An 11315-nucleotide genomic window follows, 5' to 3' on the forward strand; every position below is an offset into this window, starting at 1 on the left:
CGCACGGGTAGCCTCGGCTGGGAAGTTACGCGTCGGTAAAAAGTGATGTGTCGTCACCGTCGTGCGGGGCGGCACTGTCCTGGCCCCGGAACGCTCAGGCCGCCAGTGAGCCCGGGAGGATCGCCCGTGGCCCGTACTTCGCCCGGGCCCGGTCCGCCACCGCCTCGATCCGCCGGGTCTTCTCGTCCGTCGGGTCGAAGGTCAGCTGGTGGGTGGCGTGTTCGGCGGGGGCGAGGCCCTCGGCGCGCAGGGCGATGCCCCGTACCCGGGCCCGCTGGAGGCCGAAGGAGTCGTGGATCGTGTAGGCGAGGGCGGTGAGCGCCGCCGAGTGGGCGGTCGGTTCGGGCAGGGTGCGGCTGCGGGTCGTGGTGCTGCGGTCGGCGTACCGCACGGTGACCGCGAGTCCCCGGCAGATCTGGGACTCGGTCCGGAGCCGGGCGCCCAGTTCCGTGGCGAGGGAGAGGAGGGCCCTGCGCTGCTCGGTGCGGTCGGTCTCGTCGTGCGGGAAGGCGCGCTCGGCGGCGATCGACCGGGAGGCCGCGTTCGGGACGACGGGGGTGCGGTCGATTCCCCGGGCCTTCTCCCACAGCTCGCGGCCGGCCTTCGCGCCGACGAGCCGCTGGAGCACGGCGAGCGGCGCGTCGGCGACGCGGCCCGCGGAGTCGAGTCCGTAGCCGCAGAGGGTACGGGCGGTGGCGCGGCCGACGCCGTCGAGGGCGACGACCGGCCGGTCGCGCAGGAAGGCCGCCGGGTCCTCGACGACCAGGGTGACGCCGGGCCGGGCCTCGCGGGCCGCGAGCCGGGCCAGCATCGGGTTGGGGCCCGCGCCGATGACGCAGTCGACGCCGTACAGGGCGAGGGCGCGGACCCGGATGACCGAGGCGAGTTCGGCGGGGCCCTGGCCGAAGTACCGCAGCGCGCCGCGCACGTCGGCGAGCGCCTCGCAGGGCGGGGCGGCCTCGACGACGGGGGTGAACTCGCCGAGGAGGTCGACCAGTCGGGGCAGGAGCGCCTCGTCCGTCGGCTCCAGGCGGAAACGTACGCAGAGGATCATCCCGCGCTCCCCGGGCTGCTGTGCCAGAGCTTCCGCGACGGCGTCGCGGCGCCTTCCCCGGCCGGCTGGAGGTCGGCCCAGGGGTTCATCTCGTAGCCGGTGGGCATCGTGATCCGGCGGCCGCTGTCGGCGCTCCGCCCGGCGGGCGCCGTCTCGGCCAGCCGCTCCCCCACCGCCTCCAGGCCTCCGGAGGCCCGCAGTTCGGCCAGTTCGGCGAGGTTCCAGGCGGCGGAGCCGACGACGCTGAGGCTGCGCGGGCCGCGCCGCTGCACCACGCCCCGGACGAGCAGCAGCCAGGAGTGGAAGACGGTGTGGGCGCAGGCCTCGTGGGCGTCGTCGAAGAAGGCGAGGTCGACCAGGCCGGTGCCGTCGTCGAGGGTGGTGAAGATGACGCGTTTCCCGGAGCGGATGGGCGGGGTCTGGGTGGCGGCCTTGGCGCCGGCGACGAGGACGGTCTGCCCGTGGGCGGCGGAGCGCAGCCGCTGGGCGGAGACGACGCCGAGTTCGCGGAGGAAGGCGTGGTGGTCGCTCATGAGGTGGCGGGAGGCGTCCATGCCGAGGATGCCCAGCTCGGCGCTGAGGCGTTCGGTCTCGTCGAGGTCGGGCAGGCCGACGGGGGCGGTCTTCCCGCCCTGGGCGAGCGGGAGCTGGCCGCCGTGGGAGGCGGCTCCCCGGTGGATGCGGCGGAGTTCGGTCAGATGGAGCAGCAGGTCGCGGCGGTTGGCGCCGAAGGCGTCGAGGGCGCCGACCTGGGCGAGCCGTTCGGCGACGGGGGTGCGCGGGCGGGCCCGCTCCCAGAAGTCGAGCAGGGAGGCGTAGGGCTGTCCGTCCGCGATGCGGGCGCTCTCGGTCTCGCTGATGCCGTGGACGTCGGCGAGGCCGAGCCGGAGGCCCCAGACCGAAGGATTCTCGGACACCAGTTCGATACGGTGGGCGACCGCCGAGCGGTTCACGTCCAGCGGCAGCACCGGCACCCCGCGCCGCCGCGCGTCCGCGAGCAGCAGCCGCTTGGGGTACATGCCGGGGTCGTGGGTGAGCAGCCCCGCGTAGAAGGCGGCCGGGTGGTGCGCCTTGAGCCAGGCCGACTGGTAGGTCGGCACGGCGAAGGCCACCGCGTGCGCCTTGCAGAAGCCGTAGGAGCCGAAGGCCTCGACGATCTCCCAGGTGTGGGCGACGACCTCGGGGGCGTATCCGCGCGCCGAGGCCCGCTGGGCGAACCAGGCCTCGATCCGGCCCTGCGACTCGGGGTGCGAGAGCCCGCGCCTGACCTGGTCGGCCTCGGCCCGGTCGCAACCGGTCATGATCCGTACGATCTCGATGATCTGCTCGTGGAAGACGACGACGCCGTACGTCTCCTTCAGGGGCTCCTCCAGGTCGGGGTGCGGGTAGCGGACGGGGGCGCGGCCGTGCCGGGCCTCGATGAAGGGGCGGACCATGTCGGCGGCGACCGGCCCCGGCCGGAAGAGCGAGATGTCGACGACGAGGTCGTGGAAGGTCGCGGGCTGGAGCCGGCCGACCAGGTCGCGCTGGCCCGGGGACTCGATCTGGAAGCAGCCGAGGGTCTCGGTGGAGCGGATCAGCTCGTACGTCTCGGGGTCGCCCTCCGGGACCGCGTCGATGTCGGGCCGGGTGCCGGTGGCGCGCTCGACCTCGGCGACGGCGTGGGCCATGGCGGACTGCATGCGCACGCCGAGGACGTCGAGCTTGAGCAGCCCGAGGTCCTCCACGTCCTCCTTGTCGAACTGGGACATGGGGAAGCCCTCGCCGCTGGTGGGGACCACGGGGGTACGGGTGAGCAGCGAGGCGTCCGAGAGCAGGACGCCGCAGGGGTGCATGGCGATGCCGCGGGGCAGCGCGTCGAGCGCCTCGACCAGCTCCCAGAGCCGGCCGAACTTCGCCCCTTCCCGTCGCGACTCCCCTGCCAGTTCGCGCAGTTCGGGCAGTTCGTCGAGGGCGGCGAGCGCGTCCCGGGCGCGGATGTGCGGGAAGGCCTTGGCGATCCGGTCGGTCTCGGCCGGGTCCAGGGAGAGGGCGGCGCCCACGTCCCGTACGGCGTGGCGGACCCGGTAGGTCTCGGGCATGGAGACGGTGGCGACCCGTTCGGTGCCGAAGCGGTCGATGATCGCCCGGTAGACCTCCAGGCGGCGGGCGGACTCCACGTCGATGTCGATGTCGGGCAGGACGGTGCGGCGTTTGGAGAGGAACCGTTCCATCAGCAGGCCGTGCTCGACCGGGTCGGCGTGGGCGATGCCGAGGAGGTGGTTGACGAGGGAGCCGGCGCCGGAGCCGCGGGCGGCGACCCGGATCCCCATCTTCCGTACGTCGTCGACGACCTGGGCGACCGTCAGGAAGTAGGTGGCGAAGCCGTGGTGGGCGATGACGTCCAGCTCGCGGTGCATCCGGTCCCAGTAGTCGCGCCGCTTCTCGTACCCCTTCAGGACCATGCCGGCGGCGGCCCGGGAGGCGAGGACGCGCTGGGCGGTGCGGTGCTCCGCGCCGACGAGGTACGCCTCCGGGAAGTGCGCGGAGCCGATGCCGAGGTCGTCCTCGGGGTCGACCAGGCACCCGGCGGCGACCTCAGCGGTCCGGTCGAGGAGCCGTTGGGCGGCGTCCCGGCGGAAGCCCGCGGCCTCGACGATCCGCTCGGCGACGGCCGACATGCCGTCGGGTCCTTCGGCGCCCTTGAGCCAGGCCTCCCCGCTGTCGAGCTCCTTGCGGGGGTCGACGGGGACGAGGCGGCGGGCGGAGTCGAGGACGTCGGCGACGGGGCCCTGGCCGGGGTCGGCGTACCGGACGGCGTTGCTGAGGACGGGCCGGACGCCCTGCTCGGCGGCGAAGCCGACGGTACGGGCGGCGAGCCGCAGGGAGCCGGGCCCGGTGCCGGCGCGCCCGTGGTGGACGGCCTCCAGGCGGAGCGCGTCGCCGTACCGCTCGCGCCAGGGGGCGAGCAGCCGGGCGGCCCGGTCGGGGCGGCCGGCGGCGAGGGCGCGGCCGACGTCGGAGGCGGGCCCGAGCAGCACGAACAGGCCGTCGCCGGCCAGGGCGGCGCCGGGCAGCAGGGGGTGCTCCGCTCCCCCGGCGTGGGCGGCGGTGATCATCGCGCAGAGGGTGGCCCAGCCGGTGCGGGAGCGGGCGAGGAAGAGGGCGCGGGGCGCGGACTCGTCGACGAAGGCCCCGCCCCGGACGGGGACCCGACGGGCGGAGCCGCGGTCGGCGGGGGCGGGTTCGGGGACGACGGCCTCGTACGCGAGGTCCACGCCGAACAGGGGGCGGACCCCCTCCTTCTCGCACGCCTTGGCGAAGCGGACGGCACCGGAGAGGCTGTCGCGGTCGGTCAGGGCGAGGGCGTCCATGCCGCGCTCGGCGGCGCGGGCGGCGAGGCGCTCGGGGTGCGAGGCGCCGTAGCGCAGGGAGTAGCCCGAGGCGGTGTGCAGATGCGTGAAACCTGGCATGGCCGGCGCACCTCCCGCACTCCCGCATAGATTCGTACGTACGTTCCCACCCCTTGACCCCAGCGTAGCTCATCTTCGAACATCCGTACGATAACTCGTTCGGACCTGCCCCACCTGCGGGAACACCCGCCGCCCCGGAGCGTGGGGGCATGAGTCTCGTCGATGAACTGAAAAGCGCCGTCACCCCCCGAGCCGCCCTGCTCGTCATCGGCGTCTTCGCCCTCCAGCTCCTGTTCATCGCCTCGTACGTCGGGGCCCTGCACGATCCGAAACCCACGGACGTCCCCTTCGGCGCGGTCGCCCCCGGACAGGCCGCGAACGTGCTGGCGGACCGGCTGGAGAAGCTGCCGGGCGATCCCCTCGACCCGCGCACGGTCGCGGACGAGGCCGAGGCACGGGACCAGATCCTGAACCGGGACATCGACGGGGCCCTGATCGTCGACCCGCGGGGCCGCACCGACACCCTGCTCGTCGCCTCCGGCGGCGGCACCGTGCTCGCCTCCACCCTCCAGTCGATGATCACCAAGCTGGAGGCGACCCAGGGGCGCACGGTGAGGACCGTCGACGTGGCCCCCGCCTCGCCGGAGGACTTCGACGGACTCTCGGCCTTCTACCTGGTCGTCGGCTGGTGCGTCGGCGGCTACATCTGCGCCGCGATCCTGGCGATCAGCGCCGGTTCGCGCCCGGCCAACCCGCACCGGGCGATCATCCGGCTCGGGGTGCTCGCGCTCTACTCGGTCCTCGGCGGCCTGGGCGGCGCGATCATCGTCGGCCCGATCCTCGGCGCCCTGCCCGGCAGCGTCGCCGCCCTGTGGGGCCTGGGCGCCCTGGTGGTCTTCGCCGTCGGCGCCGCCACCCTCGCCCTCCAGTCCGTCTTCGGGATCGTCGGCATCGGCCTCGCGATCCTGCTGATCGTCGTCGCCGGCAACCCGAGCGCGGGCGGCGCCTTCCCGGCGCCGATGCTGCCCCCGTTCTGGCGGGCGATCGGCCCCGCCCTGCCGCCGGGCGCGGGCACCTGGGCGGCGCGCTCGATCGCGTACTTCAAGGGCAACGACATGACCGCCTCGATGCTGGTCCTCTCGGCCTGGGCGGTCGTCGGCGCCGCGGTCACCCTGGTGATGTCCTCGCTGAAGCGGAAGCCGGAGACGGCGGAGCCGGTCGCCGGGGAACCGGGCGACGTCAGGGCCTAGCAGGGCGACGAGAAGGCCCCCGCCGGACGGCGGGGGCCTTCTCCGTGCCTCGGGCTACTCGCCGTAGTACGCCCGGGTCATCAGCTCCTTCATCTCGTCGATCATCGGCATCCGCGGGTTGGCCGGCGCGCACTGGTCGGCATAGGCGTTCATCGCCTGCTGCGGCAGGGCCGCCAGGAAGGCCTCCTCGTCGACGCCCTCCTCCCGGAAGGAGGCCGGGATGCCGCAGCGGGTGCGCAGCTCCTCGACCGCGCGGGCGTAGGACTCCACGCCCTCCTGCGGGGTCGTGGCCGGCAGACCGAGCGTCCTGGCGATCTCCTGATAGCGCTCCGGGGCCCGGTAGACCTCGGCCTTCGGCCACGGGACGGCCTTGTGGGTGACGGTGCCGTTGTGCCGGACGACGTGCGGGAGCAGCAGCGCGTTGGTGCGGCCGTGGGCGACGTGGAAGGTGTTGCCGAGGGTGTGGGCCATGGCGTGGACCAGGCCGAGGAAGGCGTTGGCGAAGGCCATGCCGGCGATGGTGGACGCGTTGTGCATCCTCTCGCGGGCCTCGGGCGCCTTCGCGCCCTCCTTCACGCAGGTCTCCAGGTTCTCGAAGATCAGCCTGATGGCCTGGAGGCACTGGCCGTCGGTGAAGTCGTTGGCGTAGGCCGAGACGTACGCCTCGGTGGCGTGGGTCAGGGCGTCGAAGCCGGAGTCGGCGGTGACCGTCGGCGGCAGGTGCAGCGGGAGGACCGGGTCGACGATGGCGACGTCCGGGGTGAGGGCGTAGTCGGCGAGCGGGTACTTCTGCGCGGCCTCGGGGTCGGAGATGACGGCGAAGGGGGTGACCTCGCTGCCCGTGCCCGAGGTGGTGGGGATCGCGACCAGCTTGGCCTTCTCGCCGAGCTTCGGGAAGCGGTAGGCGCGCTTGCGGATGTCGAAGAACTTCTCCTTGGTGTCCGCGAACTCGACCTCGGGCCGCTCGTACATCAGCCACATGATCTTCGCCGCGTCCATCGGGGAGCCGCCGCCGAGGGCCACGATGGTGTCGGGCCGGAAGTCCCGCATGGCGGCGGCTCCGGCGCGGACGGTGGCGAGCTCCGGGTTGGGCTCGACGGAGTCGATGACCTGGACGGTGACGGGTTCCTCGCGGCCGTCGAGGATGTCGGTGACCTTCCGCACGAAGCCGAGGTCGCTCATCGTCCGGTCGGTGACGATCGTGACCCGCTTCAGGCCCTCCATCTCGCCGAGGTAGCGGATGGCGCCCCGCTCGAAGTAGATCCTCGGCGGGACCTTGTACCACTGCATGTTGGTGTTGCGCCGTCCGATCCGCTTGATGTTGAGCAGGTTGACCGCGGTGACGTTGTTCGAGACGGAGTTGTGCCCGTACGAGCCGCAGCCGAGGGTGAGCGAGGGGAGGAAGGCGTTGTAGACGTCGCCGATGCCGCCGAAGGTGGAGGGCGCGTTGACGATGACCCGGATCGCCTTGACCCGCCTGCCGAACTCCTCGGCGAGCTCCTCGTCCTCGGTGTGGATCGCGGCGCTGTGGCCCAGGCCGTGGAAGGCGACCATGCGGGCGGAGAGGTCGAGGCCGTGCTCGGTGGAGCCGGCCCTGAGGGCGGCCAGGACCGGGGAGAGCTTCTCCCGGGTGAGCGGCTCGGCCTCGCCGACCTCGGCGCACTCGGCGAGGAGGACCGAGGTGTCCTCGGGGACCTCGAAGCCGGCCTGCTCGGCGATCCAGTGCGCGGACTTCCCGACGACGGCCGCGTTGAGCTTCGCCCCACCGCAGTTCGTGGCGTACGCGGTCGTGCCGAAGAGGTACTCCTCCAGCTTGGTCTTCTCGGCGGCGGTGACGACATGGGCGCCGAGCCGCTCGAACTCGGCGATGCCCTCCTCGTACACCTCGGCGTCGAGGATGACGGCCTGCTCGGAGGCGCAGATCATGCCGTGGTCGAAGGCCTTGGAGAGCACGATGTCGTGGATCGCGCGCGGGAGCTTCGCGTCCTTGGTGACGTACGCGGGGACGTTGCCGGCGCCGACGCCGAGGGCGGGCTTGCCGCACGAGTAGGCGGCCTCGACCATCGCGTTCCCGCCGGTGGCGAGGATGGTGGAGACGCCCTCGTGGTGCATGAGGAGGCCGGTGGCCTCCATCGAGGGCTCCTCGATCCACTGCACACACCCCTCGGGCGCTCCGGCGGCGACGGCCGCGTCGCGGACGATCCGGGCGGCCTCGGCCGAGCACCGCTGTGCGGACGGGTGGAAGGCGAAGACGACGGGGTTACGGGTCTTCAGCGCGATCAGCGCCTTGAAGACGGTCGTCGAGGTGGGGTTGGTGACGGGGGTCATCGCGCAGATCACGCCGACGGGCTCGGCGATCTCGGTGATGCCGTTCAGTTCGTCGCGGCGCACGACCCCGACGGTCTTCAGACCGTCCATCGAGTGGGTGACGTGCTCGCAGGCGAAGAGGTTCTTCACGGCCTTGTCCTCGAAGAGGCCGCGGCCGGTCTCCTCGACGGCGAGCCTCGCCAGGTCGCCGTGCGCGCTCAGCGCGGCCAACGAGGCCTTCTTCACGATGTGGTCGACCTGCTCCTGGTCGAGGGCCTCGAAGCGGTCGAGCGCCGCGAGGGCCCTCTCGACGAGTCCGTCCACCATCCGCGTCGCATCCATCGCGGGCCTCCTTCGCGCGTCCCTTTTTCTCTCCTCTCCCAGTCGACACCCGGCGGGGGTGCGGCGGGGCCGGGGAAAGGCCTCGGGGGGAGGGCCGAAGGTCCTGGAAAGAGCGGTCCCTCCGGCCGCCGTGAGACGGCCGGAGGGACCGGTTCGCACCCGGGATCAGTAGACGTTGACCCCGTACGCGCTGAGCGCCTCCGTCACGGGCTGGAAGAAGGTCGTCCCGCCCGAGGAGCAGTTGCCGCTGCCGCCCGAGGTGAGACCGATCGCCCGGCTGCCCGAGTAGAGCGGGCCGCCGGAGTCGCCGGGCTCGGCGCAGACGTTGGTCTGGATCATGCCGTAGACGATGTCGCCGCCGCCGTAGTTCACGGTGGCGTTCAGGCCGGTCACCGTGCCGCTGTGGATGCCGGTGGTGGAGCCGCGGCGGGTGACGGACATGCCGACGGTGGCGTTGGCGGCGCTGGTGATGTCGACGCTGCCGACCGAACCGGACTTGGTGATCGAGGTGTTGGTGTAGCGCACGATGCCGTAGTCGTTGGTCGGGAAGCTCGACCCGGCGGTGCTCCCCAGCACGGTGCTGTGCGTGGAGTTGGACCACCAGGTGCCCGCGCCGTCGGTGCAGTGCCCGGCGGTGAGGAAGTAGTAGTTCCCCGCGCTGTCCTTGACGTTGAAGCCGAGCGAGCAGCGCCAGCTGCTCGCGTAGATGGCGTCTCCGCCGGAGATCAGCTTGTTGAACGTGCCGGGGGTGCGCTCGATGCGCAGCGCGCCGGCGTTCGTCCCGGCCTGGCGCTTGATCTTCGCGATCTCGGCCTGGGAGACGGTGGAGTCGACGGTGACGACGACCTTCCCGGTGGCGTCGTCGACGCGCCAGGCGGTGCCCGCCACGTCGGCGGCGAGGACGGCGTCGCCCGCGGCGGAGAGCTGGGTGGCGCTGAACGTCTGCGCGGAGTCGGCGCTGGCGGTGGGGACGCCGAGCGTCGCGGCGGCGGCGACGAGACCGGCGGTGAGGGCGAGCAGCCGGAACTTCTTCGTGGGGGTGGTCACTTCTTGTTCCTCCTGTGGGGGGGGGATCAGTGGGTGTCCGTGCGGGATCGGAAGAGGCTCGGGATCAGAAGATGCTGACGTTGTACTTGGCGAGGGCCTCCGGCACCGGCTGGAAGAAGGTGGTGCCGCCGGTGGAGCAGTTGCCGCTGCCGCCGGAGGTGAGGCCGAGCGCCTTGGTGCCGTCGTACATCGCACCGCCCGAATCGCCGGGCTCGGCGCAGACGTTGGTCTGGATGAGGCCCTTCACGGTGCCGCCGCTGGAGTAGTGGACGGTGGCGTTGAGGCCGGTGACGGTGCCGCTGCGGGTGCCGGTGGTGGAGCCGGAGCGCTTGACGGACTCGCCCACGTAGGCGTCGGCCGCGGTGAAGCCGCCGGGGTGGGTGAGCGAGGTGTTGTCGTAGCGGACCAGGGCGTAGTCGTTGCCCGGGAAGCTGGAACCGACGGTGGCGCCGATGAGGGTCGACTGCGCCGAGTTGGTGTACCAGGTGTTGGCGACGTTGCCGCAGTGGCCGGCGGTCAGGAAGTAGTACGTGGAGCCGCTGCGGACGTTGAAGCCGAGCGAACAGCGGTAGCCGCCGCCGTAGATGGCGTCTCCGGCGCCGAGCAGCGGCTTGAGGACACCGGGGGTGCGCTGGATCCGGAGGGCCCCGGCGTCGGCGCCGGCCGCTCTCTGGATCTTGGCGAGTCCTGCGTCGGTGACGGTGGAGTCGGCGGTGACGACGACCCGGCCCGACGCCTGGTCGACGTACCAGGCGGTGCCGCCGACCCCGGCGGCCTCGACGGCGGCGTCGGCGCGGGCGAGCTGGGCGGCTCCCGCGGGGCCGGGCACGGGGGCGGCCTGGGCGCCGGGCAGTCCGAGGGCGGTCGCGGCGGCGAGACCGGCGGCGACGGCGAGCAGACGGGTGCGGGTGTTCCTCACTGTGCTCCTCACAGTTCTCCTTCTGGGAAAAGCGGAGGGGCCCGTGGATGACGGGCCCGTGAGGCGCCATCAGGTGACGTGTTCCTGACATGCACCGCCAGTGATAGTGGCCCTCCCGGAGCGGACGCACAAGACCGCGTTGCGGACGGGCACCCCCGGCCGGGGCGGCCGCGAGCGCCCGTCGACCCGTACGCCCGGAGAAAGGCCCTGGTCAGGCCGGGGTGAGCCGCCGCTCCCCGGCGGGCACGGCCGTGTCCAGGGTGTTCCCGGGCGGCGGGAACGGGCAGATGAAGTGATCCGCGAAGGCGCACGGCGGCAGCAGCGCACGGTTGAAGTCGACCGTCACCGAGCCGTCCGCCGCCGGGGCCGGGGGCCGCAGGAACCGGAAGCGATAGCTGTCCCGGCCACTGGTGGCGTCCGCGAAGACCGCCCACAGGGTCCCGTCGTCCTCGACCGCCACCTGGAGGACGTGCTCGCCGCCGTGCAGCTCGAAGACCAGCTCCCCGGAGAGTCCGAGACCGCGCTCCCGGCCGTCGGCGTTCTCCACCCGTACGCTGCGCGTCTCCGCGTACGGACGGAAGACGCCGGGCACCACCCAGCGCTCGTCGTACGGCGTGGCCTCGATGCCCCGGAAGGCAGTGCGCGCCTCCGAGCCGGGGTCGAAGTCCCGTACGGCCCAGAGCCCTTCGCGCCGCAGCACCACGAGCCGCCGGCCGCCCGACTCGACGCGGGACTCGTGGATCGGGCCGTGGTCGGCGGTGAGCCGGACCGTGCCCGTGAAGGGCTTGCCGTCGACGGTGAGCCCGTCCTCGGCGCCCGCCGTCAGGACCACCTCGTCACCGTCCTCCCGCCACTCGCCGGGAACGGCCGGAAGTCGCCCCTCGGGGAAGTCCGCGAGCCAGTGGGTGCCCGTCAGGGAGAGCGGGCCGTACGAGGAGGCGACCGCCGCCTCGCGCTGCTCGTGCCAGTGCTGCCAGTCCTGCTGTGGATCCGTGCTCATGGTG

At 72.9% G+C, this 11315-nt stretch carries 7 protein-coding genes; 1 reads left to right on the plus strand and 6 read right to left on the minus strand.

What is annotated here, in order from left to right:
- Nucleotides 1–94: 94 nt before the first annotated feature.
- Both ABT041_RS30620 and ABT041_RS30625 read right to left on the minus strand, forming a co-directional pair.
- A complete protein-coding gene (locus ABT041_RS30620; RefSeq protein WP_351190538.1) occupies nt 95–1054 on the minus strand; it encodes a DNA polymerase Y family protein in 960 nt (319 codons plus the stop codon).
- Nucleotides 1051–4506, minus strand: a complete 3456-nt coding sequence (locus ABT041_RS30625; RefSeq protein WP_351190540.1) for a DNA polymerase III subunit alpha — start codon at nt 4504–4506, stop codon at nt 1051–1053. Before ABT041_RS30625 ends, ABT041_RS30620 begins: the two co-directional genes overlap by 4 nt.
- 149 nt (nt 4507–4655) lie before the next feature.
- Between ABT041_RS30625 and ABT041_RS30630 the strand changes: the two genes are divergently transcribed.
- The gene (locus ABT041_RS30630; protein ID WP_351190542.1) at nt 4656–5696 is read left to right on the plus strand and encodes an ABC transporter permease; all 1041 of its coding nucleotides are present in this window, start codon (nt 4656–4658) and stop codon (nt 5694–5696) included.
- A gap of 54 nt (nt 5697–5750) precedes the next feature.
- Here ABT041_RS30630 and adhE read toward each other — a convergent pair whose 3' ends face one another.
- From adhE to ABT041_RS30650, 4 genes are all read right to left on the minus strand, one after another.
- Nucleotides 5751–8345, minus strand: a complete 2595-nt coding sequence (adhE, locus tag ABT041_RS30635) for a bifunctional acetaldehyde-CoA/alcohol dehydrogenase (protein ID WP_351190544.1) — start codon at nt 8343–8345, stop codon at nt 5751–5753.
- A 165-nt stretch (nt 8346–8510) separates the two neighbouring features.
- Nucleotides 8511–9392 carry a S1 family peptidase gene (locus ABT041_RS30640; RefSeq protein WP_351190546.1) on the minus strand — a complete coding sequence of 294 codons (882 nt, stop codon included), beginning with the start codon at nt 9390–9392 and terminating at the stop codon, nt 8511–8513.
- A 64-nt stretch (nt 9393–9456) separates the two neighbouring features.
- Entirely contained in the window at nt 9457–10323 is an 867-nt protein-coding gene (locus ABT041_RS30645) for a S1 family peptidase (protein ID WP_351190548.1), read from the minus strand.
- Nucleotides 10324–10522: 199 nt separating this feature from the next.
- On the minus strand, nt 10523–11311 hold the full coding sequence (locus ABT041_RS30650; RefSeq protein WP_351190550.1) for a DUF1684 domain-containing protein: 789 nt from the start codon (nt 11309–11311) through the stop codon (nt 10523–10525).
- Nucleotides 11312–11315: the final 4 nt, after the last annotated feature.

The sequence above is a fragment of the Streptomyces sp. NPDC002825 genome (genome assembly GCF_040295385.1).
GTDB lineage: Bacteria > Actinomycetota > Actinomycetes > Streptomycetales > Streptomycetaceae > Streptomyces.

Excerpts from the sequence above, each read along its gene's own strand:
- ABT041_RS30620 (WP_351190538.1), bottom strand. The coding sequence starts at position 1,054 with ATGATCCTCTGCGTACGTTTCCGCCTGGAGCCGACGGACGAGGCGCTC.
- ABT041_RS30625 (WP_351190540.1), bottom strand. The coding sequence starts at position 4,506 with ATGCCAGGTTTCACGCATCTGCACACCGCCTCGGGCTACTCCCTGCGC.
- ABT041_RS30630 (WP_351190542.1), top strand. The coding sequence starts at position 4,656 with ATGAGTCTCGTCGATGAACTGAAAAGCGCCGTCACCCCCCGAGCCGCC.
- adhE (WP_351190544.1), bottom strand. The coding sequence starts at position 8,345 with ATGGATGCGACGCGGATGGTGGACGGACTCGTCGAGAGGGCCCTCGCG.
- ABT041_RS30650 (WP_351190550.1), bottom strand. The coding sequence starts at position 11,311 with ATGAGCACGGATCCACAGCAGGACTGGCAGCACTGGCACGAGCAGCGC.